Origin of the sequence: Asticcacaulis sp. DW145 (genome assembly GCF_037101385.1) — a bacterium.
GTDB lineage: Bacteria > Pseudomonadota > Alphaproteobacteria > Caulobacterales > Caulobacteraceae > Asticcacaulis > Asticcacaulis currens.
Map to the genome: position 1 here is coordinate 758,076 of NZ_AP029024.1, position 21,564 is coordinate 779,639.

At 63.0% G+C, this 21,564-nt stretch carries 20 protein-coding genes and 1 other RNA gene; 14 read left to right on the forward strand and 7 right to left on the reverse strand.

What is annotated here, in order from left to right:
* Positions 1-78: 78 nt before the first annotated feature.
* A complete protein-coding gene (locus AACH73_RS03490) occupies positions 79-1,125 on the forward strand; it encodes an agmatine deiminase family protein (RefSeq protein WP_338735432.1) in 1,047 nt (348 codons plus the stop codon).
* Positions 1,126-1,225: 100 nt separating this feature from the next.
* Complete coding sequence (aguB, locus tag AACH73_RS03495; RefSeq protein WP_338735434.1) at positions 1,226-2,110, forward strand: N-carbamoylputrescine amidase; 885 nt, start codon at positions 1,226-1,228, stop codon at positions 2,108-2,110.
* Here aguB and AACH73_RS03500 read toward each other — a convergent pair.
* Entirely contained in the window at positions 2,107-2,271 is a 165-nt protein-coding gene (locus AACH73_RS03500; protein WP_338735436.1) for a hypothetical protein, read from the reverse strand. The two genes, aguB and AACH73_RS03500, sit on opposite strands and share 4 nt — an antisense overlap.
* 151 nt (positions 2,272-2,422) lie before the next feature.
* Between AACH73_RS03500 and AACH73_RS03505 the strand changes: the two genes are divergently transcribed.
* Together AACH73_RS03505 and AACH73_RS03510 are read left to right on the forward strand one after the other, a co-directional pair.
* The gene (locus AACH73_RS03505; protein ID WP_338735718.1) at positions 2,423-3,694 is read left to right on the forward strand and encodes an amidohydrolase family protein; all 1,272 of its coding nucleotides are present in this window, start codon (positions 2,423-2,425) and stop codon (positions 3,692-3,694) included.
* Between the two features lie 156 nt (positions 3,695-3,850).
* Positions 3,851-5,797 (forward strand): methyl-accepting chemotaxis protein, encoded by a 1,947-nt coding sequence (locus tag AACH73_RS03510; protein ID WP_338735438.1) that lies wholly within the window; start codon positions 3,851-3,853, stop codon positions 5,795-5,797.
* Positions 5,798-5,837: 40 nt separating this feature from the next.
* Here AACH73_RS03510 and AACH73_RS03515 read toward each other — a convergent pair whose 3' ends face one another.
* Positions 5,838-6,035 (reverse strand): hypothetical protein, encoded by a 198-nt coding sequence (locus tag AACH73_RS03515; RefSeq protein ID WP_338735440.1) that lies wholly within the window; start codon positions 6,033-6,035, stop codon positions 5,838-5,840.
* 153 nt (positions 6,036-6,188) lie between these two features.
* Here AACH73_RS03515 and AACH73_RS03520 point away from each other — a divergent pair, with 153 nt between their 5' ends.
* The 5 genes from AACH73_RS03520 to recR all read left to right on the forward strand — a co-directional run bounded on the left by AACH73_RS03520 (position 6,189) and on the right by recR (position 10,443).
* Entirely contained in the window at positions 6,189-7,340 is a 1,152-nt protein-coding gene (locus tag AACH73_RS03520; RefSeq protein WP_338735442.1) for a carbohydrate porin, read from the forward strand.
* A 35-nt stretch (positions 7,341-7,375) separates the two neighbouring features.
* An RNA gene (gene ffs / locus AACH73_RS03525) (signal recognition particle sRNA small type) lies at positions 7,376-7,471 on the forward strand.
* Between the two features lie 98 nt (positions 7,472-7,569).
* Entirely contained in the window at positions 7,570-9,399 is a 1,830-nt protein-coding gene (locus AACH73_RS03530; RefSeq protein ID WP_338735444.1) for a DNA polymerase III subunit gamma/tau, read from the forward strand.
* Positions 9,396-9,716, forward strand: coding sequence for a YbaB/EbfC family nucleoid-associated protein (locus tag AACH73_RS03535; protein ID WP_272740869.1), 321 nt, complete (start codon positions 9,396-9,398; stop codon positions 9,714-9,716). The genes AACH73_RS03530 and AACH73_RS03535 overlap by 4 nt, the downstream gene beginning before the upstream one ends.
* A 124-nt stretch (positions 9,717-9,840) precedes the next feature.
* Complete coding sequence (gene recR, locus AACH73_RS03540) at positions 9,841-10,443, forward strand: recombination mediator RecR (RefSeq protein WP_338735446.1); 603 nt, start codon at positions 9,841-9,843, stop codon at positions 10,441-10,443.
* A gap of 231 nt (positions 10,444-10,674) precedes the next feature.
* Here recR and AACH73_RS03545 read toward each other — a convergent pair whose 3' ends face one another.
* Complete coding sequence (locus AACH73_RS03545) at positions 10,675-11,214, reverse strand: VUT family protein (protein ID WP_338735448.1); 540 nt, start codon at positions 11,212-11,214, stop codon at positions 10,675-10,677.
* Positions 11,215-11,344: 130 nt separating this feature from the next.
* Between AACH73_RS03545 and rmuC the strand changes: the two genes are divergently transcribed.
* Entirely contained in the window at positions 11,345-12,616 is a 1,272-nt protein-coding gene (gene rmuC / locus AACH73_RS03550) for a DNA recombination protein RmuC (protein WP_272740573.1), read from the forward strand.
* A gap of 73 nt (positions 12,617-12,689) precedes the next feature.
* On the opposite strand, the gene AACH73_RS03555 is transcribed toward rmuC, so the two are convergent.
* Together AACH73_RS03555 and AACH73_RS03560 are read right to left on the reverse strand one after the other, a co-directional pair.
* Positions 12,690-14,177 (reverse strand): carotenoid oxygenase family protein, encoded by a 1,488-nt coding sequence (locus AACH73_RS03555; protein ID WP_338735451.1) that lies wholly within the window; start codon positions 14,175-14,177, stop codon positions 12,690-12,692.
* 12 nt (positions 14,178-14,189) lie between these two features.
* Positions 14,190-14,594: a DUF2141 domain-containing protein gene (locus AACH73_RS03560; RefSeq protein ID WP_338735453.1), complete on the reverse strand. Its 405-nt coding sequence runs from the start codon at positions 14,592-14,594 to the stop codon at positions 14,190-14,192.
* A gap of 272 nt (positions 14,595-14,866) precedes the next feature.
* Between AACH73_RS03560 and def the strand changes: the two genes are divergently transcribed.
* The 3 genes from def to truA all read left to right on the forward strand — a co-directional run bounded on the left by def (position 14,867) and on the right by truA (position 17,380).
* Positions 14,867-15,403 (forward strand): peptide deformylase, encoded by a 537-nt coding sequence (gene def / locus AACH73_RS03565; RefSeq protein ID WP_290796328.1) that lies wholly within the window; start codon positions 14,867-14,869, stop codon positions 15,401-15,403.
* Between the two features lie 72 nt (positions 15,404-15,475).
* Entirely contained in the window at positions 15,476-16,405 is a 930-nt protein-coding gene (fmt, locus tag AACH73_RS03570) for a methionyl-tRNA formyltransferase (RefSeq protein WP_272740569.1), read from the forward strand.
* A gap of 201 nt (positions 16,406-16,606) precedes the next feature.
* Entirely contained in the window at positions 16,607-17,380 is a 774-nt protein-coding gene (truA, locus tag AACH73_RS03575) for a tRNA pseudouridine(38-40) synthase TruA (RefSeq protein ID WP_272740568.1), read from the forward strand.
* A gap of 36 nt (positions 17,381-17,416) precedes the next feature.
* On the opposite strand, the gene dapE is transcribed toward truA, so the two are convergent.
* Positions 17,417-18,571, reverse strand: coding sequence for a succinyl-diaminopimelate desuccinylase (gene dapE, locus AACH73_RS03580; protein ID WP_272740567.1), 1,155 nt, complete (start codon positions 18,569-18,571; stop codon positions 17,417-17,419).
* 73 nt (positions 18,572-18,644) lie between these two features.
* On the opposite strand from dapE, the gene AACH73_RS03585 reads away from it, so the two are divergent.
* Positions 18,645-19,922 (forward strand): MFS transporter, encoded by a 1,278-nt coding sequence (locus tag AACH73_RS03585; RefSeq protein ID WP_272740566.1) that lies wholly within the window; start codon positions 18,645-18,647, stop codon positions 19,920-19,922.
* Positions 19,923-20,025: 103 nt separating this feature from the next.
* Here the strand turns inward: AACH73_RS03585 and AACH73_RS03590 are convergent, their stop codons facing one another.
* Positions 20,026-21,483 carry a peptidoglycan DD-metalloendopeptidase family protein gene (locus AACH73_RS03590; protein WP_272740565.1) on the reverse strand — a complete coding sequence of 486 codons (1,458 nt, stop codon included), beginning with the start codon at positions 21,481-21,483 and terminating at the stop codon, positions 20,026-20,028.
* Between the last annotated feature and the right edge of the window lie 81 nt (positions 21,484-21,564).

The following is a 21,564-nucleotide window of genomic DNA, read 5'->3' on the forward strand; positions in this document are numbered from 1 at the left end:
CCAAACGGGTTGACGCTGTGTAAAAGACCCCCATTCAAAGCCTTACGTTTGTCCTCCTGCATTTTACCGGGGTCTGGCATGAGCCAAAATCCGAACCTTTCCCGTATCGTTCCGGCTGAATGGGAGCCGCACAAGGCCATGTGGGTCGGGTTTCCCAGCCACGAAAATCTGTGGCAGGAAGACCTGATCGAGGCGCAGGCCGAGGTCGCGGCGCTGGTGCGCGTGCTGGCCGAAGCCGGCGACGAGCACGTCAAGCTGATGGTCATGGGCGACGCAGCGCGCAAGGCGGCGCAATCGCTGCTGTCCGACATGAAAAAGGTCGAGATCGTCGATGGGCGTTTCGGTGACATCTGGTTTCGCGACACCGGTCCCATCTATGTCAATGCCGAAGACGCGCAGGACCGCCATTTGCCCCTGCCGGTCGCCTTCCTGAACAATGGCTGGGGCGGCAAGTATCATCTGAAATATGACGATCAGGTCGCGTCTCAGGTGGCTGACCACGACGGCTTCGTGCCGGAAACGCAGGACTTTGTGCTCGAAGGCGGTTCGCTGGAACACGATGGGTTCGGTACGGTTCTCACCACGCGCCAGTGCCTGCTGAACCCGAATCGCAATCCCGACTGGACGCAGTCCACGGCTGAGCGCGCGCTGCAAACCGCGCTGGGGGCGCGCAAGATCATCTGGCTGGATGACGGCCTGCTCAACGACCATACCGATGGCCATATCGACAATCTGGCACGCTTTGTGGCGCCCGGTGTGGTGGTCTGCCCCGTCGCCTATGGCGCGGATGATCCCAATGCCGACCTTTACAATGCGGTGGCGAAAACCCTCAGTCAGCAGACCGACGCGCGCGGCGTCAAGCTTCAGGTGGTGCGTATTCCGTCGCCGGGCCGCACGCTGGACGAGGACGGCGAAATCATCCCGGCCTCGCACATGAATTTCCTGATCGCCAATGATTGCGTCATCGTGCCGGTCTATAATGAGCGGCCGGGCGAAATGGCGGTTGAGGCGTTGCAAACCCTGTTTGCCGAACGTCAGGTGTTCGGCCTGCCGTCCAACGCCATCCTGACCGGTGGCGGCTCCTTCCATTGCATCAGCCAGCAAGTGCCGCTGATCAAGGCCTGAAAATAATTCATACCGTCCCACTTGTGGGGCGGGGGACCGCGGCCATTTATGGCCGGGGTGGTGGGGGTCTTTCCCCCTTCACACTCGCGGAGTATCCAGCATGACCCGAACCGTATCCGTTGCCGCGCTGCAAACCGCCTATGGCCCCGATATGGCCGCGAACATCGCCAAAACCGAGGCGTTGGTGCGCGAAGCGGCGGCCAAGGGCGCGCAGATCATCCTGCCGTCGGAGCTGTTTCAGGGCGAATATTTCTGCGTCAGTCAGGAGGAGCGCTGGTTTGCTACCGCCTTCCCGTGGCGCACCCATCCGTGTGTCCTCGCCATGCAAAAGCTGGCGGCCGAGCTGAATGTCGTCATCCCCACCTCGATCTACGAGAAGGAAGGCCCGCACTATTTCAATTCGCTGGTCATGATCGACGCGGGCGGTGAGCTTTTGGGCGTCTATCGCAAGAGCCATATCCCTGACGGCCCCGGCTATCAGGAAAAATATTATTTCCGTCCGGGAGATACGGGTTTCAAGGTGTGGGATACGCAGTTCGCCCGTATTGGCGTCGGCATCTGCTGGGATCAGTGGTATCCGGAAGCGGCGCGCGCCATGGCCCTGCTGGGGGCGGAGATTCTGTTCTACCCCACCGCCATTGGCTCCGAGCCGCACGATGCGGAGCTGGATACCGCCGCCCCGTGGCAGCGCGTCATGCAGGGCCACGCCGTCGCCAATGTTATCCCGGTGGTGGCCTCCAACCGCATCGGCACTGAAAGCCTGATTTCGCCGCAAAACGGCTGTGGTCAGACCTTCTATGGACACAGCTTCATCGCCAACCACCGCGGCGACAAGGTGGAGGAATACGGTAAGGGTGAAGAGGGCGTTCTGGTGGCCGAATTCGACCTCGACTACCTGAATACGCACCGCGCCGCCTGGGGCTTTTTCCGCGACCGGCGCACCGATCTTTACGGGGCGCTGGCCAGCCCGCGTCCGGTGGCCTAGAACATACCCACCAGTAACTCATAGACGTACAGGCTGAACCCGACCAGACCGAGCACCGCCAGCACCAGTCCGCTCCATTCGGCGGCGTTACGCGCCGTGCGGAGGGGGTGACCCGGCGCGGTGTGGTCACAGCGATAGGGGGTATGAGACGTATCGTCCATGGCAGGGCTCCTTTTTGCCGGAGCCTGTCGCCTTCTGTATAAGGCCGAAACACGGCTGTGAACGACCTCCGTAAGCGCGCAATAAACCCTTACATTCCCTGTCGCCTTGTGCCTATCCTACCCGAATAGCGTTAAGAGGCTGGATATGAAGATGCATAAGGTGGGTGTGGCGTGGGCGGCCCTGATGATGATGGCGGGGGCGGCGCAGGCCGATACGGTGGCGGTCAGGGCCGAGCGACTGATTGAGGTCGAAACCGGCAAGGTGATCGAGCAGCCGCTGGTGATCGTCACCGATGGGCGCATCACGGCGGTCGGCAGCGCCCTGACGATGAAGCCGCCCGCCGGTGCGGACTATGTCGATCTGCCCGGTGTGACGCTGGTGCCCGGCCTGATCGACATGCATGTGCACCTCGACAACAGCCCGGAATACGGCGGCTACAGTGGCCTGTCGCACACGGATCGCTTCTGGGCCTTTGTGGCGGCGGCCAATGCCGAAAAGACGCTGAAGGCCGGCTTCACCACCGTGCGCAATGTCGGGGCCGGGGATTATAACGACATCGGCCTGCGCGAAGCGATCGACGAAGGCGTGCTGCCGGGGCCGCGGATCGTGGCGGCGGGGATGAGCTTTGGCGCTACCGGCGGACACTGCGACTCCACCTGGCTGCCACCGTCGTTCGATGCCAGAAACCCGCTCAATGCCGACAGCCCGTGGGAAGCGCGCAAATCGGTGCGTACCCTGAAAAAATATGGCGCTGACGTCATCAAGATCTGCGCCACCTCCGGCGTCTTTTCGCGCGGGGCCAGCGTCGGGGCGCGGCAACTGACCTATGAGGAAATGGCCGCAGTGGCTGACGAAGCGCACATGGCCGGCATGAAGGTGGCCGCCCACGCGCATGGGGCCGATGGCATCAAGGTGGCGCTGCGGGCCGGGGTCGATACGATCGAACACGCCAGCCTTGTCGATGACGAAGGTATCCGCCTGGCGAAAGAGAAGGGGGCCTACTTCTCGATGGACATCTATAATACCGACTATACGCAGTCTGAAGGCCAGCGCAACGGCGTGGCCGAAGAGAGCCTGCGCAAGGATCGTGAAATCGCCGAGGTGCAGCGTCAGAACTACGGCAAGGCCCTCAGGGCCGGGGTAAAGATGGTCTATGGAACCGATGCCGGTATCTATCCGCATGGCGACAATGCCCGGCAATTTGCCATCATGGTGCGCTATGGGGCGACGCCGCTTCAGGCGCTTCAGTCGGCCACGGTGATCGCCGCAGAGGCTTTGGGGCGCAGCGAGGATGTCGGCAGTCTGCGTCCCGGTCATTATGGCGACATGGTGGGGGTCACGGGCAATCCGCTCAGCGATGTGACGGTGCTGGAACGCCCGGTCTTCGTCATGAAGGGCGGGGTCGTGATCACAAAGCTGTGATAACGAGGGTATGTTTTCTACGCGATTGAATTGGTTGCCCCTTTTTATTATGTCGAAAAAGTGAACGGCGTTACGTTAAATGAACGTTAAGGCTGTTGCTGCAACCCTGACGCGGGGTCTTAACGGGCCCGATTATCAGCGTTGGGGAAGGCCGGAATGCAGCTACGTACAAAATTTATCGGTCTGGGGGTTATCTGCGCGGTTCTGGTCTTCGGCATGGTGGCGGCCAATAGCGTCGCGTCGCGCTACGCGCAGGCGCACGCGCATCAGTCGTCTTTGATCAGCCAGATTACACAGCGGCACATGACCGCCGATATGATGCACGACGCCATGCGCGCCGACGTGTTGGAAGCGCTTCTGGCACATCAGACGGGCGATGTGGCGGGCGCGGCGGCTGTGGCCGACGGTTTTAAGGACCACGCCGATACGTTCGAAAAAAATCTGCGGGCCAATCAGGCCGAAGACGTGCCGGACAACCTCAAAAAGCGGTTTGCGGAAACGCTGACGGCGCTTCAGGCCTACCGCGCCGCCGGGCAGGCCGTGCTGACCGCGACGCCCGAAACCGAACCCGCCCTGCGGGACGCCTTTGATGCGCAGTTCAAGGCGATGGAAGGCAGCAATGAGAGCCTGTCCGGCGATCTTGAAGCGTGGATGAAGGGCGAAGTCGCGCGCGGCGCCAAGACCGATGCGCAACTGGGTCTTTTCGTACAGGTCTTGTCGGTGTTCGCCATTCTGGGCGTTCTCGGCATGATCGGCCTGATGTGGCGCGACCTGCTCAAGCCCCTGGGTCTGCTGTCGCAGACGATCGGACGCATTGCCGAAGGTGACACCGATGTCGAAGTCGCCTTCACGGTTCGCAAGGACGAGATGGGCGTTCTGGCCCGCGCCACGCAGTCCCTGTGCGAGACGGCGCGCAAGGCCCTGATGGTGGACCGCATGGTGCAGGCCATGCCGACTCCGGTCATGGCGGTCGATGTGCGCGACGATTTCCGCATCACCTACATCAATGCGGCGACCGAAAAGCTGATGGATGCGGTCAAGGCGCATCTGCCCAACTATCGTGGCACCCTGATCGGGGAATCTATCGACATCTTCCACAAACACCCGGAGCATCAGCGTCGGCTGCTGTCTGACCCGAAAAACCTGCCGCACCGGGCGCGTATCCGTGTAGGTGACGAAAGCATCGACCTTCAGATTTCGGCGGTGCGCGATCACCGCGATCAATATGCCGGTGCCATGCTGGTGTGGGAACTGGTCACCGATCAGGCGCAACTGAGCCGCGATTTCGAAGTGCGGGTGCAGGATGTAGTGAAGGGGCTGGCGGCGTCGGCAGAGGAACTGTCGCAGGTGGCCGAAACCGTGACGGGGGATCTGCGCAACGGGGCCGGTCTGGCTGTATCGGCGGCCTCTTCGGCGACCCAGACGACGGCCAGCGTGCAAACCGTGGCAGCGGCGGCCGAAGAACTGGCGGCATCGGTACGCGAAATTTCCGATCAGGTGCAGACGACCAACCGTCTGGTGGCCGACTCCTTCCATAAGGTGCAGGACGCCGATCTGGTGGCGCAGAAGCTGTCTTCGGCTTCGGATCGCGTCAGCGAGGTGACGACCGTCATCGCCAATATTTCCAGTCAGATCAATCTCTTGGCGCTCAACGCCACGATCGAGTCGGCGCGCGCCGGTGAGGCGGGCCGTGGCTTTGCGGTGGTGGCGGGGGAGGTCAAGAACCTCGCCAACCAGACCAGCCGCTCCATTGGTGAAATCAACAGCGTCATCGACGAAATGCGTCAGGCGTCGCGCGAAATCGTGGGGGTCCTGAGCGATATTCGCGGGGCGGTGGATGCCATCACCCAGGCCACGACTTCGGTGGCCGCCGCGGTCGAGGAACAGTCGGCGACCACCGAGGACATCGCCCGCAACATGGCCTTCGCCGCCGAAGGGACGCGGGTGATCAGTGAAAATCTCGATCAGGTTTCGGGCATTACGGCACGTAGCGGCGACGCGTCGGCACACCTGTTCGACTCGTCTCAGGCCCTGTCGGATCAGGCGGCGGCTCTGCGCGGTCGCGTGGCGGAGTTCCTCAGCCGCATCAACCGGGCCTCGTAAGCGTGTATCGGGGAGCAGGGGACGTGTCCCCTGCCTCTTTTCAGGCTTTCACGGCACAGGCGCGCAGGCTCTGACTGCGCAGCAGGGCCTGCTTTTCGCGGACCGAGCCGTGGCGATAGGCGGCGGTCTGCTTGACGGCGGCGAGGGCTTCGGCGCGGCAGGCGGCCGGGGCGGCGGTCGCCGGAACAGCGGCGATCAGGGGCAGGGACAGGGCCATCAGGCACAGAAGCGGTTTCATACTGGGACACCTTTCAACAGTCGGAAACCACAGAGCAATCGCCGGGCCGTTCCGGTCATATCCGGTTAACCCTGTCTGTAAACTATAACCCAACGGATTTGAAGTAACGTGGATATTGTCGGGCGATGTGCCCGATGTGTTCAAGGTTTTTCCATGCGTCTGTCTGTTCTCGCTTGTGCGCTACTGTCTCTGGGTTACGGCGCCTCTCTGGCCGGTGTGGCTTCGGCGGGCGTCGAATACGATGCCGTCCTGACCGCTGACCTGCTGCGCAATCATTCGGGAGGGTTGCGCGAAGGCAACCGGATTATGAGCAATCTCGACCTTTCGGCGGCCTGGCAGGGTGAAGGTGAGGCCTTTAAAAACTGGGACGGTTTCGCCTATGTGCTGGCCGATGCCGGGGGCGGTTTTTCCGAGTTCTACTCTGGCGATGCGCAGGTCGTGTCCAATATCGACGCGCCCAAGGGCGTGCGCCTGTTCGAGGCGTGGTTGCGCCGCACGAGCGACGATGAACGCTGGTCTGTGACCGGCGGCCTGATCAATCTCAATGGTATTTTCGATGTGCAGGAGGCGGGGACGCTGTTCCTCAACGCTTCGCACGGTATTGGTCCGGACTATTCGCAGACCGGTCCGTCGATCTTTCCGTTTTCCACTCTGGGGCTGGTCGGCGAATGGCAGGCCAGCGAGACTTTGCGCCTGCGCGCCGGGGTGTTTGACGGTGTGGCCGGCGACCCGGCGCATCAGAGCAGCTTTATCGGCGTCAAGCTGGGTGACGGCGACGGCGCGCACTGGGTGGCCGAAGCGCAGCAGGAGTTTGCGCGCGGCTATGTCAAGCTGGGGGCGTGGACCTATACGGCGAAGGCCGAGCGCCTCGACGGCACGGGCCTGTCCGATGGCAACAGCGGCTATTACGCGCAACTGAAGTATGATTTTTATAAACCCGAAGCCGACAGCGACCGCGGCGTGTCGGGCTGGGTGCGGCTGGGTAAGGCCAATAAGGACCTTCAGGCCATCGAAACCTATGCGGGCGGCGGGCTGGTGTGGAGCGGGCCGCTCACAGGGCGTGAGTCGGACGCCGTAGGCCTTGCCATCGCCCACGCCGATTTCGGTCAGCCCTATGCCGAGGCGTTGGGCATGAACTTAAAGCCGGAAACCATTTACGAACTCAGCTATCGTTACGCCATCAGGGACGGCCTCAGCCTTCAGCCGGACGTGCAGTATATCCGCCACCCCGCCGGTGATCCGCAAACGGATGATGCACTGGTGCTGGGGGTGCGTCTGCGGGTGGGGCTCGCGGCGTTTAAATAAGCGCTTGCAATCGCAAAACGGAATCCGCATATAGGGGCGAGATCGCGCGGGCGGAGGCCTCGCCAACCTGGTCAGGGCCGGAAGGCAGCAGCCACAACGAATTCACCTTCGGGTCGCGCGGTCTCACCTTTTCCCTATATTCTAAGCCGTCCACAAAGCGCTGCCTGACTGCGCTGAACCCACGTGCTTTCCGACTCGCAAACCCTGCGTTTGGCGCTATAAGTCGGGTATGTCCGACCATCCCGAATCTCCAGACCTTGGCGATCCCTTTGCCACCGAACGCGATGAGAACACCGACGATATGTTCGGTGGTCCGGCGGTGCCTGCGCCTGCGAAAAAGGACGCGGCCTATACGGTGCTGGCGCGCAAATACCGCCCGCGCACCTTTGAGGACCTGATCGGGCAGGAGGCAATGGTGCGTACCCTGTCCAATGCCTTCGCCACGGGGCGTATCGCCCACGCCTTCATGCTGACCGGCGTGCGCGGGGTGGGCAAGACGACGACGGCCCGCCTGTTGGCGCGCGCGCTGAATTACGAATCCGACACGGTGAAGGGGCCCAGCGTCGATCTTTCGACCTTTGGCTATCACTGTCAGGCCATTATCGAAGGCCGGCATATCGACGTGCTGGAGCTGGACGCCGCGTCGCGCACCGGTGTCGATTCGATGCGCGAATTGCTGGAAAGCGTGCGCTATGCACCAGTCGAGGCGCGCTACAAGGTCTATGTGATCGACGAAGTGCACATGCTGTCAACCGGGGCCTTCAATGCGCTTCTGAAGACGCTGGAAGAACCGCCGCCGCACGCCAAATTCATCTTCGCCACCACCGAAATCCGCAAGGTACCGGTGACCATCCTGTCGCGGTGTCAGCGCTTTGATCTGCGCCGCGTCGAGCCCGAAACCCTGACGCCGCATCTCGAAAAAATCTGCCGTCTCGAAGGGGCGCAGATCGAGCCGGACGCCTTGGCCCTGATCGCCCGTGCCGCCGAAGGTTCGGTGCGCGACTCCCTGTCGCTGCTCGATCAGGCGCTGGTGCAGGCCGAAGAGGGGCAGAGCGTGTCCGCCGAGGTGGTGCGCGACATGCTGGGGCTGGCCGACCGGTCGGCGACGCTCAGCCTGTTTGAGAATATTATTTCCGGTCAGATGCCGGAGGCGCTTCTGGCCTTCCGCACCCTTTACGGCTTCGGGGCCGACCCGTCGCAGGTGATGGGCGACCTGCTGGAATACTGCCACGCCACCTCTGTGGCCAAGGTGCTGGGGGCCGAGGCTACGCGTCTGCCCAAGGAACCGGCGCAGCGGGTGGCGGCGCTGGGGGCGCAGTTGTCGGCGGGCACCCTGTCGCGCCTGTGGACCCTGATGCTCAAGGCGTTTGAGGAAATCCGCCGTGCCCCCGATCCGGCGGCGGCAACCGAAATGGCGCTGGTGCGCTTCTGCTATGCGTCCGACCTGCCGGGGCCGGAGACCCTGCTCAAGCGACTGCAAAACGGCGAAAACCTGCTGGACGGCGGCCCGTCGGGCGGCGGCATGGGCGGCGGTGGTTCCGGCAGCGGCGTCAGCGCGCAAGGTTCTTTGGCTCAGGGCGCGGTTATGCGTCCGCAGGCCTATGCCAATGCCCAGCTGCAGATTCAGCTCAATACGTTTGACGACGTGCTGGCCCTGATCGCCGAAAAGCGCGATATCGGCCTGCGCGTCGATGTCGAGCGCTACGTCAAGCTGATCTCCTTCCGGCAGGGCGCGATTACGTTTGAACCTGCCCCGCACACGCCGATTGATCTGGTGCGTAAGCTGTCGGCGCGGCTGAAGGAATGGACGGGGCAGCGCTGGCTGATCGCCACCGAAGGCGGCGGCGGGGCCGAAACCTACCGTGAGCGCGAAATCCGCGAAAAGGCGGAAGCCTTGCAAAAGCTGCGCAATGACCCATTTATCTCCGGTCTGATGACGGCCTTTCCGGGCGTGGAAATCCTCAGCCTCCGGCCGAAGCCGAAGCCGGTGGCCGCCACCACGCCCGACATGCCGATGACCGAAAACCGCGACGAATTCAGCGAAAAGGACGACGACTGATGGACTTGAACGCCCTGATGAAGCAGGCCCAGGCCGTGCAGCAAAAGTTCACCGAAGCGCAGGAAAAGATGAATCAGGTGGTCGTCACCGGTCAGGCCGGTGCCGGTCTGGTCTCGGTCGATCTGCAAGGGGGGGGCGTGTTGACGCGCCTGCACATCGACCCCAGCCTGATCAATGCGGACGAGGCCGAGGTGCTGGCCGACCTGATTATCGCCGCCCACGCCGATGCGCGCAAAAAGCTCGATGAAGAATCCGCGCGCCTGATGAAGGAAGCGGCGGGTCCGTTCGGCAATATGCCGATGCCGAAGCTGTTCTAACCCCTTCGCCCTATGGGGAGAAGGTGGCGCGAAGCGCCGGATGAGGGGGCATCCCCGCCGCACCGTTTTCCCCCCTCACCCCAACCCTCTCCCCACAGGGGAGAGGGGGTTTTAGAGTAATCGTATGGCCTCTGGTGCCGGACCTGAAATCGAACGCCTGATGGCCCTATTGTCCAAGCTGCCGGGGCTGGGGCCCCGCTCGGCGCGCCGCGCCGCGCTGGCCTTGCTGAAAAAGCGCGAGCAGTTGCTGATACCGCTGACCGTCGCCATGCAGGACGCGGCCGAGCGCGTCACCTCCTGCCATATTTGCGGCGCGCTTTCGACCCGCGATCCGTGTGCCACCTGCGCCGACCCGGCCCGCGACGCGGCGATGATCTGCGTGGTCGAAGAAGACTCTGCCCTGTGGGCCATGGAGCGCGTTGGGGCCTTTTCCGGGCGTTATCACGTGCTGGGCGGGCTCCTGTCGGCGCTCGACGGAGTGCGGCCCGAAGACCTGCGCCTGTCGGGCCTGATGCAGCGCGTCAGTGCGGGCGGCGTCGAAGAACTGGTCATGGCCCTGCCGGCGACCGTCGAAGGCCAGACCACGGCGCACTATATCGCCGACCGCCTGAAGCAACTGGCCCCGGAGGTCACCATCACCCATCTGGCGCGCGGCGTGCCCGTCGGCGGCGAACTCGACTGGCTGGATGATGGTACGATTGCCCATGCTTTCAAAAGCCGACGCTAAAAGCCTTGAATTGGGCGATGGGGGTGCGTCGGCGTCACTTGCCCGTATTCATATACGGGCTGCGCCATAGCCTCATGCCGAAAAGTGAACGCCACTTTTCGGATACACATGAGGCGTCATATAAAATCAGAGCCATGAGGCGGCTCAATGGAGCCGGCGAATGCTCTGATCGCCTGCCATCTCATCCAAATTGAAAGCTTTTAAATTCGTAAATCAGTCGATTGGCAGGGATTAGGCGCGCTCCGCCTTCTCCCGGTGACGCATGACCAGAAACACCGCAAACACTCCGGCCAGCTTGCTCAGCACCGAAGTCACCACCGACCAGATGTTGAAAATCCCCGGGATCGTTGTCGAGGCGATGGCATAGAAGACCGCTGAGTCGATCGGTGCGCTGACGGCGGTCGAGATCACCACCCGCTCAGACAGGGGCCGCTTGATAAAGGTGAAGATGGACCAGTCGATCAGTTCCGACACCACAAAGGCCGCGCTTGAGGCGATCACCACGGCGGGATCAGAGGTCAGCAGCGATAGGCCCAGGCCGATGATAAGGGTCAGCAAGATCCAGTGACCGATCTCGCGCTGGGCAAAGTCACGCACCACCAGAACCAGCCCCGTCACCACCGACATCGGCGTCCACGAGCCATGATCGGGCAGGGGGATTTGCGGCACGGCGGCAAAGCACCAGTTGATAAACGGGATCAGCGCCAGATAGAGGTACGTCCACGGCGTGCGCCCCGTGACCGCCTTGCGTACAAATGCGCTGAATACCATCTGCCCCTCCCAAAAGCGCCTGATACGTCCTTGCCTGCCCCGCAGATGACCGCAAGGGAGTATTTGGTCCGACAGGAATCGTGTCAGGAAAAAGCTTGTCAGCTTTTATTCCGTATGGCAAGAACATTTCATGAACTTTGAATCCGTCGCCCTTATTGCCTCTGTCTTCGCCTCGCTGGTGCTGGGGGGCGGCTATTATCTGGCCTTTCAGGAGACGCGCCGCCTGCGCGAGCGCAATGAAGACCTGAGCGATCAGTTGCGTGACGCCGCCGCTGAGGTGTCGCAACTGAAGGAGCGCACGCGCAATCTCGAAGACGCGCGCGCCGCCATGAGCGAGCATTTCCGCGCGGCGTCTCAGCAGGCGCTGAGCCAATCGACCGAGGCACTGCTGAAACGCGCTGAGGAGAATTTTGCGGCGCGTGAAAAGCTGGCGCTGGAACGCATGGGGCATACGCTGAAACCCGTTGCCGAGACGCTGGGCCGGTTCGAGGCGCAGGTGAAGGAGATGGAGGAGTCGCGCGCCAAGGACACCGGCGGGCTGAAAGAGCAGATCACCCACCTGATGCAGGCGTCGGTGGCGACGCGCGAGGTGACGCAGAAGCTGGCCAACGCCTTGCGTCGCGGGGCCGGGGTGCAGGGCCGCTGGGGCGAAGAGACGCTGCGCAATGTGCTGGAAAGTGCCGGACTGTCCAAACATTTTGACTTCGTTGAGCAGCAGAACCTTGACACCGATATGGGACGTCGCCGCCCGGACGTGACGGTGAAACTGCCCGGTGGCGTCTTCGTTATTGATGCCAAGGCCAATCTGACCGCCTATCTGGAGGCCATTGAGGCCACCGACGAGGGCATCCGCGAAGAGGCGCTGCAACGCCATGCGCGCGCCTTACAACAGCACGTGCGTGATCTGTCGGCCAAGGCCTACTGGGATCAGTTCCGCGAACAGTCGCCGGATTTTGTGGCCATGTTTGTGCCGGGCGACGGCATATTGTCGATGGCGCTGGAGCGGATGCCGCACCTGATGACCGAGGCGATGGACCGCAAGGTGATCATCGTCACCCCGACCACGCTGTTTGCCCTGTGCAAGGCCGTAGCCTATGGCTGGCGCGCTGAGGAGCAGATTCACAATGCCCATGAGGTCGCGGCGGTGGGGCGCGAACTGTACAGCCGTCTGTCGGTGATGGGCGGGCACGTGGCGGCGCTCGGCAAAAATCTCGGCAGCGCGGTCGATAAGTACAATGCCTTTGTCGGTTCGCTGGAATCGCAGGTGCTCACTCAGGCGCGCCGTTTTGAGGACCTGAAGGTCAGTCATGAGGGCAAGGAGATTGTTGAGGCCGCGCCGCTCGATGTGCAGACGCGGCCCCTGAGCAAGCTGACCGTAGTGCAGTCGGGGGCGGGAGAGTAGGTGGCTTGAAAGAGCCCCCACCCCCACGCCCTTCGGGCGCTGTCCCCCTCCCCAACACGTTGGGGAGGTATATTCAAGCGAACGTCCCGTGGAAGCCAAGTGGTGTGGCGTGTGCCGAACGCCATGAGCCCACCGGTCCGGCGCTGAGGTTTTTCGCCTCGAACACGTGCAGTTCGGTGGCCTTGGCCTTCAGATTAAGCACCGTGCCGACCATCCAGCCGTCCATCTCCTGACCCGTGCCGCCGTGGCTGGCCGGACGCGGGACGAACAGAGCCTCTTCGACGATGGCGTCCCGGCCGAAATCGTGGGTCTGCGCCTTGCCGGTCTTCCAGTCGAAGGCCGACAGGGCGTGTGCCCCTAGACGCCCCTCGATATACCCCCCGACGTGCACGACGCGGTCCCGGCGCAGACCCTGAAAGCGGTGATCGGTCTGCGGAAACTCCGATGAGACGCCTGTCGCCTGCATGTCGGCGCGACCGTCCGGGCGCAGGGTGATCAGGGCCAGATGCGCCTCCTCATCATTGCCGGCATTGTAAACCCCCTTCACCAGATCACGCGCCCCGTTCAGGCCGAATTTCGGCGAACTGGCCAGACAGACATCGAAGCGGATGGTGCCGTCGGTGTCTTCCCAGGCATCGCCCGTATGGAAGTAGGTGGCGGCGGGCAGTTCATACAGGCGCCGCTTCGACAGATCGGCTTTTTCGACGACCAGAATGCGGATCGGCTGATCGGGGTGCCAGACCAGCGTATCGACAAAGGGCGGGGTTTGACGTTCGGCGATAAGCGGCTGCATGGGCAGGATCAGGTGGCGTTCGCTGACGACCCAGTCGTGGGCATACCCCGCAGCGGGAAGCTGGATCAGTTCCCCGCGCTCCATCACGCCCGCCGGACTGAGTTGCCAGATCCACGCCTTGTCGCCCATGAACCCGGCACTCCAGATGCGGCCCGATGGTTCGACCTTGGGGTGGGCCAGAAAGGCCAGCCCTTTCAGGTCGTCACGGAAGGTCTTCGGCCCTTTGGTCAGCAGGGTCTGGGCATCAAGGCGGTAGGGCGAGCCGCCTTCCCACAGGGCCCACAGCTCGTCCCCGACGCGCAGGACCGAGGTATTGGCGGCGTTGACGTCGTCATTGCTGGTCACAGGGGCATCGGCGCGGCCCTTGGTGCCGAAGCCCGGCATGACGATGGCTTGTTTTTGCTGCTCGACGCGGCGTTTGACCGTATCGACGAAGCGGCCGGTGTGGCGCACGCCGTCGGCGCTGAGATCGTATTTTTGGATCATGCCGTCGCCGTCGAACCAGTGGCCGGTGGTGTCGTCGCCATAACGGAACCACGCGGGGCCGTTGCGGTAGAGCGTGCCGCTCAGGCCCGCCGGCATCTTGCCGCTCAGGCGGGTGAGGGCGGAGGGAGCATAGCCTTCGGCGGGGGCGTTGGCGACGGCCAGACGCCAGCCTTCCGAAAAGGTGGCGGTCGCGGCCGCGGCGGCCCAAGATGTGGGCGCGGCGGCCATCAGGCCCGCGCCACCCAGCGCGGTCAGGAAGGAACGGCGGGACAGGTCGGTCATGTCGATCCCTCCTTAAAACGCGATGTCTTGCGTGGTGTTGCCCTTGACCTCAAAGGCCGCGTCGGCCCAGGCCGCCGGGCCCATGCGGCCCTTGGCATTGTTGGAAAAGGCGAAGGGCTCGACCGGCATACCAAACGGGTTTTTGTCCATTTGACCATTGCCGTTGACGTCGTGGAATATCTTCAGCCCGTACTGACCCGGTACGACCTCAAAGGTGGCGGTGGCCGTGTCGCTGCTGACGGCGACCTGCTGACCGGCGACCGGCTTGCCGCTTGTATAGGCCTCTTCGCCCTTATAAAGCGCGACCATCAGTGTGCCCTTGGGCGTCAGTTTGGAAAACTGCACCGTCAGGGTTTCAGCGCTGGCGGGCAGGGCGATAAGACCCATCAGGGCGGCGATAAGAGCGGATTTGAGCATGAAGGCCTCCATATGGCGTTAGCGCATTTGGGTCCCAAAACCGTTTCGCACGTTTTGGAATGCGCTGGGTTGCATTGCGATGACCCCGGTGTAGGTCGGCCCGGCGGTGATGGGGCAAAAGATGCGCGAAAGGGGCCTGTACATACGTCAACGGACGGTCTGCCACTGGCGCTTCGTGAGTGGCATCGGCCAAGGCACTGATTTATAAGTAATCGTCAGTGGCGAAGCGCGAATGCCTTGACCCGCCGGGGGCGGGTTCTTATTTTAGCGCCATGGCCATTAGAGACATTATCACCGTACCCAATCCGCTGCTCAAGCAGGTGTCCAAACCCGTCGAAGGGGGCGTGACCGACGAACTGCGCGCCCTGATGGACGACATGCTGGAGACCATGTACGACGCGCCCGGCATCGGGCTGGCGGCGATCCAGATCGGTGAGCCGATCCGCGTCATCGTCATGGACCTTCAGGAACGCCCCGACGACCTTCCCGAAGATGCCCCGGCGCCGAAGCAGCCGCGCTACTTTGTCAATCCGGAAATCCTGTGGGCGTCGGACGAACTGTCCACCTATGATGAGGGCTGCTTGTCGGTGCCCGAAGTCTATGACGAGGTGAAGCGCCCGGCGCGCGTGCGGCTCAAATACCTGAACTATCAGGGCGAAGAGGTGATCGAAGAGTGCGATGGCCTCTACGCCACCTGCATCCAGCACGAGATGGACCACCTGAACGGCGTGTTGTTCATCGACCACCTGTCGAAGCTGAAACGCGACCGGGCGGTGACGAAGGTCAAGAAGCTCAAAAAAGTCGCCTAACTTGCATAGCCCTTTGAATTGAGCCAAAAGCGCGTCCACCGGATGCGCTTTTGTTTTTTGCGGAGTTACTCCATGCGTTTGGCCTTTATGGGCACCCCCGAATTTGCTGTGAAGGCTCTGGCCGAACTGGTCGCCGCCGGTCATGAGATCGTCTGCGTCTATTCGCAGCCGCCGGCACCCAAGGGCCGGGGGCAGGTGTTGACCCCGTCGCCGGTGCACGCCTTTGCCGATAGTCTGGGCCTGCCGGTCCGCACCCCGAAGTCGATGAAGTCGGATGACGCGATTGCCGAATTTCAGGCGCTGGACATCGACGCCGCCATCGTTGTCGCCTATGGCCAGATTTTAAAGCGCGAGGTGCTGGAACATCCGCCGCTCGGCTGTTTCAACCTCCATGCCTCGCTGTTGCCGCGCTGGCGCGGGGCGGCGCCGATCCAACGCGCGATCATGGCCGGTGATACCCATACGGGCGTGCAGGTGATGCGCATGTCCGAGGGGCTGGACGAAGGGCCGGTCATCCTGTCCGGCCGCGTCGAAATCACGGCGCAGGACACGGCCCAGACCCTGCACGACAAGCTGGCCGGGCTGGGGGCGTCGCTGCTGCCCGTCGCCTTGGCCGCTATTGAGCGCAGTCAGCCGGAAGGCGAACCGCAGGTCGGTGAGGTCACCTACGCCAAAAAGATCACCTCGGAAGAGGCGCGCATCGACTGGAGCCGGCCGGCGCGTGAACTCGACTGGCACATTCGGGGTTTGTCGCCGTTTCCGGGCGCATGGACGATGCTGAAGACGCCCAAGGGCGAGCAGCGCCTCAAGGTGCTGATGTCGCGCGTCGATGAGGCCATGACCGACGCCGCACCGGGTACGCTGATCGGGCCAGGCCTGCGCCTTGCCACCGGCGACGGCGTGATTGAACTCCTGCGCGTGCAGCGCGAAGGCAAGGGCGCGCAGGACGCCACCGAGTTCCTCAACGGCGCGGGCCTGAGCGTCGGGGATCGTCTGGGATGAGAGGTTTTCAATCATACTCCCCCAGCTTGCTGGGGGAGGTGGATGCGAAACCCACGGTTTCGCAGACGGTGGGGGGGCCGCCTCTCACGACAGCGGGTGCATGGCGTCAAATGGAAAGAGCCCCCACCACCGCATCTCACCGCCTGAGGCGGCTCGTGCGGTCCCCCTCCCCGGTAAACCGGGGAGGTATAGAGGTTTAGCATGCCCCGCTATTCCTGCCTCGTTGAATATGATGGCCGCCCGTACAAGGGGTTTCAGGCGCAGGACAACCTGCCGACCGTGCAGGGGTCGCTGGAGCGCGCCATTCTGGGCTTTTCCGGCGAACCCCTGCGCATTACGGCGGCGGGGCGGACCGATACGGGCGTCCATGCGTCGGGTCAGGTGATCACGTTTGATCTGCCCAAGACCTACCGACCCGATGTGGTGCGCGACGCCATGAACGCCTATCTGGTCCCCGAACCGATCGCCGTGCGCGAAGCGGCGATTGTCGATGACGAGTTTTCGGCGCGCTTTTCGGCGACGGGGCGCATGTACCTCTATCGCATCCTCAACCGCCGGGCCCCGCCGGCGCTGGAGCAGGGGCGGGTGTGGCACGTCAAGAAGCCGCTGGATGCCGAGGTGATGGCCGAGGCCGCGCAGCACCTGATCGGGCGGCATGATTTCACCACCTTCCGTGACACGGAGTGTCAGGCGGCATCTCCCGTCAAGACGCTGGATATCGCGCGGGTGAAGCGGGTGGGGGAGGAGATACACCTCGTCTTCGCCTCGCGCTCCTTCCTGCATCGTCAGGTGCGCTCAATGACCGGCACGCTGGTCGAGGCCGGGATCGGTCGCTGGACGGTGGCCGATGTCAAGGCGGCGCTGGAGGCGCGCGACCGCCGTGCCTGCGGGCAGGTGGCCCCGCCGGAGGGCTTGTGCCTGACGCACGTCACCTTTGAACCGGAACCGGATTTCGCAAGCCGCAGTTCGATATAGTCCTCCTCCCCATCGCTGCGCGACAGGGAGGAGGGGTTAGGCGAACACCTTGAAATATTTGGCGATCAGCGCCGCATAGGCGTCGGTCAGGTCATAGAGGTCCTGTACCGGGGTCGCTTCATTGACCTGGTGCATGGTCTGGCCCACCAGACCGAATTCCACCACCGGGCACAGGGCGCGGATAAAGCGCGCGTCCGACGTGCCACCGGTGGTTGACGGGTCGGCCTCTACCTTCAGCACGTCGCGGATGGCGTCCTGAATGACATCGACGAACGGCCCGGCCTCGGTCAGAAAGGCCTCGCCCGATATAGCGGCTTTCACCTCGATCGCGGCGCCGCTGCGTTCCGCCTGACGGGCGCAGACCTCTTCGATCCACGCCTGCAAGGACGCACCCGAATGGGTCGGGTTGAAGCGGATATTGATGCGCCCTGTCGCCGTTTGCGGGATCAGGTTGGTGGTCTTGTTCGCCACATCAAAGGTGGTGATTTCGAGATTCGACGGCAAGAAGCGTTCATAGCCCTCATCCAGCACGCGCCCGTCCAGTTCAGCCATGATGGCGACCAGCACGGGGATCGGATTGAGCGCGCGCTGCGGGTAGGCGACGTGGCCCTGCTTGCCCGTCACCGTGATCGTGGCGTTGATCGAACCGCGACGGCCGACCTTGATCATGTCCCCCAGCACCGCCGAAGAGGTGGGCTCGCCGACGATGCAGTGGTCGATGACCTCACCCGTCTGCCTCAGGTGTTCAACGACCTTCTTGGTACCGTCCAGCGCTTCGCCTTCTTCGTCGCCGGTGATCAGGAAGGACAGCGAACCGGGCACCTGTTCAAAGCGCGACACGGCGGCGATCCACGCCGCAATACCGCCCTTCATATCGACGGCTCCGCGCCCGGTCAGCACACCGTTTTCGATGGTCGCGGCAAACGGGTCCGAGCGCCAGCCATCAAGCGCGCCTTCGGGCACCACGTCCGTATGACCAGCAAAGCACAGGTTGGGCGAAGCCGTCCCGCGCCGCGCATAGAGGTTTTCGATCTCACCGAACTTCAGCCGCTCACAGGCAAAGCCGAGCGATTCCAGCGTCTGCTGCACGCGGTCCATCGCCCCGGCGTCCACCGGAGTCACGGACGGATGGTTGATCAGGGCCTTGGTCAATTCGACCGGATCGAGCGTGTTTTCGGGTATATTCGTCATGGCGCGTGGTGTAAGACGACTTTGCTGCGAACGAAAGTGAAATCATTCGCGGACCTATTTACCGGATATCGCCGTGACCCCTCCCGTTTCGCCTGAAATCGTTTCCGAGCCGCCTTCGCCGCCGGAATCGCAAAACCCGTTCCGCATACCCGCCTACCGCAACTTCTGGATCGCCCGCCTGTGCTCGGTGCTGGGCTTTTCGTCGCAAAGCGCGGTCATCGCCTGGCAGATCTATGAGACGGCGCGCAAGGATTCCGGCATCGGCGAGGCGGCGCTGTATATCGGTCTGATGGGGCTGACGCAGTTTATCGCCATGTTCGCCTTTACGCTGCCGGCGGGCATCGTGGCCGACCGTTATGACCGTAAAAAGATCATGGGCTATACGATCGCGGCGCAGGCCGTGATTGCGCTGGGCTATATGGGGCTGTCGGCGCTGGATCATCCGCCGATTGCCGGACTGATTGCCCTGTCCTTCTTTCTGGGGGCGTCGCGCGCCTTTATCGCCCCGGCCTCATCGGCCATCGGCCCGATGCTGGTGCCCAAGGCGATTTTGCCGCGCGCCATCGCCTCCAATGCCCTGGCGTTTCAGATCGGCGGTATCTCCGGGGCAGCGGTCAGCGGCCTGTTGCTCAGTGTTTCTGCCATGTTCGCTTACGGCTTTTCGGCGGCGCTGTTTGTCATCGGCGGCGTGCTGATCGCCACGCTGAAGGCCGATACGCATCCCGTCAATGCGCCCACTGGCTCCAAGATGGAGATGGTGCGCGAAGGCCTGATCTATATCTGGACCAACAAGATCGTTTTTGGCGCCCTGTCGCTCGATCTGGCGGCGGTGCTGCTGGGTGGGGCGACGGCGCTGCTGCCCATCTTTGCGCGCGACATCCTGCACGCTGGGGAAATCGGTTATGGCGCGCTCAGGGCCGCCCCGGCGGTGGGGGCCATGATGACGGCCCTGTGGCTGGCGCGGCGGCCTCTGAAATACAAGGCCGGCAAATGGATGTATGGCGGCGTGGCGGTGTTTGGCCTGATGACCATTATTTTCGGGCTTTCGACCAACATCTTCGTGTCGGTGGCAGCACTCGCCGTGCTGGGCGCGGCGGATATGGTCAGCGTCTTTGTGCGCGGGACGCTGGTGCAGATCGTGACGCCTGACCCCATGCGCGGACGGGTGGCCTCGGTGTCCTACCTGTTTATTGGGGCGTCGAACGAGCTGGGTGAATTCGAAAGTGGCGTAGCGACGCGCCTTCTGGGGCCCATTGGCGCGGCCCTGTTCGGCGGCATTGGCGCGATACTGGTGACGGGCGCGTGGATCAAGCTGTTTCCGGCGCTGTATCGTGTGGACAGGTTGGAATAGCGAATAGTATTGAAACGGGCGATCCGTGGCGTCGGCTTCGTACTATACAGTCAGTCCTCGCCTTGGCGAAAAAAAGCCCGGCAAAACCGGGATTTTTTGTCTGTTACTGACTACCGCGGCTGGTGGACAGGGCCGGGCGCAGCGGGATGTTCTTGCGTTCTGTCTTGGCGACCAGCTTGTTGGCCGCGCCGGAGTCTTCGTACTTGTACGGTGTGGTCTTCATGGCCAGCGCCTGAGACGGCTGATTGTCCTGCGTGCGCTTGAGGTCGGCCATGGCGATCATGGTGTCCAGTTCGTGCTTACGGGCTTTGAACGCCACCAGGTCCTGACCGGCCAGAATGGTGCCTTGCGGCACCTTGGCGTCCTTCGGATTGATCGGATGGTTCTTGTACCACACTTCGAAGTGCAGGTGCGGGCCGGTCGAATTGCCGGTCGAACCGACATAGCCGATCAGTTCGCCCTGCTTGACGCGCTGACCGGGGCGAACCTTGATCTGCGACATGTGGGCATAGCCGGTCGCCCAGTCGCTATTGTGCGACACGCGCACCCATCGGCCATAGCCGCCCCACCATTTGGCATCGGCCACGACGCCGTCACCGGCGGCGTAGATGGGGGTGCCCGTACCGGCGGCAAAGTCGATGCCGGTATGCATCTTCATAAAGCCCTGAATGGGGTGGCGACGCATGCCGAAACCGGAGGAGGTGCGGGCTGCGGCGACCGGCGTCGCCAGCAGGAAGCCTTTGATATTCTTGCCCGTATCGTCGAAGAACTGCGCGTCCTTGTCGCCCTTGCGCTTATAGGAGTAGAAGCGCGTAATGTGGCCCTTGGCGCTGATTTCGGCATAGAGCAGATTGCCGGATTCCACGACGCGGCCGCTCTCGGTCACCTTGCGATCAAATACCAGCTTGAAGGTGTCGCCCGGCTGGATATCGCGTTCAAAGTCGATCTTGTGCGCGAACAGTTTGAGCACCTGACCGGTAACATTCGGCGTGGCCCCCAGCGCCGTGGCCGAGGTGATCAGCGAGCCGTCGATAGTGCCGATGGCGACGCGGCGCTCATCACGCACGGATTCTTCGAGCGCGCGCAGGCGCATCGACCCGTCATGGCTGGTGGTCAGTGTCAGTTGCTTGGCCGGGCCGGTACGCACGGTCAGACCCAGAAGCTGCGCCGGGGCGTTGCCGGCTTCCGGGCGGGCGATGGCGGCCTGAAGGCTTAACCCCTTGCCGACATTGACGACGTCAAAGGCCTGGGACAGGAGGGTGACGGCGGCATTGGCCTCGGTCGAAGAGACGCCCGAACGGGTCAGGGCCTGGGTCAGGCTTTCGCCCGCACGCACCATGATCTGAACATTTACGGGTTGGGTGAAGCCCGGACGCGCTGCCGCTTCGGCCAAGGCACGGGTTTCCAGCGCCAGGGTCGCACTGGGGTCGAGGGTCGGCAGTTCGCTCGGCAGCGGCTGATAAACGCGCCAGACCAGAGTGGCCACCGTCAGGGCGGTCGCGGAGACCAGCACCATCGGGGTCAGGCGCACAGGTTGGCGGCGAGGGTCGAGTTGAGCCATTACGATCCAAAAACGGTATACGAGGTTTACACAACGCGGGCTCTACTCAAAACGGAGCCGTTTTCTCCGCCGCCCAGTTAG

Excerpts from the sequence above, each read along its gene's own strand:
- AACH73_RS03490 (WP_338735432.1), top strand. The coding sequence starts at position 79 with ATGAGCCAAAATCCGAACCTTTCCCGTATCGTTCCGGCTGAATGGGAG.
- aguB (WP_338735434.1), top strand. The coding sequence starts at position 1,226 with ATGACCCGAACCGTATCCGTTGCCGCGCTGCAAACCGCCTATGGCCCC.
- AACH73_RS03500 (WP_338735436.1), bottom strand. The coding sequence starts at position 2,271 with ATGGACGATACGTCTCATACCCCCTATCGCTGTGACCACACCGCGCCG.
- AACH73_RS03505 (WP_338735718.1), top strand. The coding sequence starts at position 2,423 with ATGCATAAGGTGGGTGTGGCGTGGGCGGCCCTGATGATGATGGCGGGG.
- AACH73_RS03510 (WP_338735438.1), top strand. The coding sequence starts at position 3,851 with ATGCAGCTACGTACAAAATTTATCGGTCTGGGGGTTATCTGCGCGGTT.
- AACH73_RS03515 (WP_338735440.1), bottom strand. The coding sequence starts at position 6,035 with ATGAAACCGCTTCTGTGCCTGATGGCCCTGTCCCTGCCCCTGATCGCC.
- AACH73_RS03520 (WP_338735442.1), top strand. The coding sequence starts at position 6,189 with ATGCGTCTGTCTGTTCTCGCTTGTGCGCTACTGTCTCTGGGTTACGGC.
- AACH73_RS03530 (WP_338735444.1), top strand. The coding sequence starts at position 7,570 with ATGTCCGACCATCCCGAATCTCCAGACCTTGGCGATCCCTTTGCCACC.
- recR (WP_338735446.1), top strand. The coding sequence starts at position 9,841 with ATGGCCTCTGGTGCCGGACCTGAAATCGAACGCCTGATGGCCCTATTG.
- AACH73_RS03545 (WP_338735448.1), bottom strand. The coding sequence starts at position 11,214 with ATGGTATTCAGCGCATTTGTACGCAAGGCGGTCACGGGGCGCACGCCG.
- rmuC (WP_272740573.1), top strand. The coding sequence starts at position 11,345 with ATGAACTTTGAATCCGTCGCCCTTATTGCCTCTGTCTTCGCCTCGCTG.
- AACH73_RS03555 (WP_338735451.1), bottom strand. The coding sequence starts at position 14,177 with ATGACCGACCTGTCCCGCCGTTCCTTCCTGACCGCGCTGGGTGGCGCG.
- AACH73_RS03560 (WP_338735453.1), bottom strand. The coding sequence starts at position 14,594 with ATGCTCAAATCCGCTCTTATCGCCGCCCTGATGGGTCTTATCGCCCTG.
- def (WP_290796328.1), top strand. The coding sequence starts at position 14,867 with ATGGCCATTAGAGACATTATCACCGTACCCAATCCGCTGCTCAAGCAG.
- fmt (WP_272740569.1), top strand. The coding sequence starts at position 15,476 with ATGCGTTTGGCCTTTATGGGCACCCCCGAATTTGCTGTGAAGGCTCTG.
- truA (WP_272740568.1), top strand. The coding sequence starts at position 16,607 with ATGCCCCGCTATTCCTGCCTCGTTGAATATGATGGCCGCCCGTACAAG.
- dapE (WP_272740567.1), bottom strand. The coding sequence starts at position 18,571 with ATGACGAATATACCCGAAAACACGCTCGATCCGGTCGAATTGACCAAG.
- AACH73_RS03590 (WP_272740565.1), bottom strand. The coding sequence starts at position 21,483 with ATGGCTCAACTCGACCCTCGCCGCCAACCTGTGCGCCTGACCCCGATG.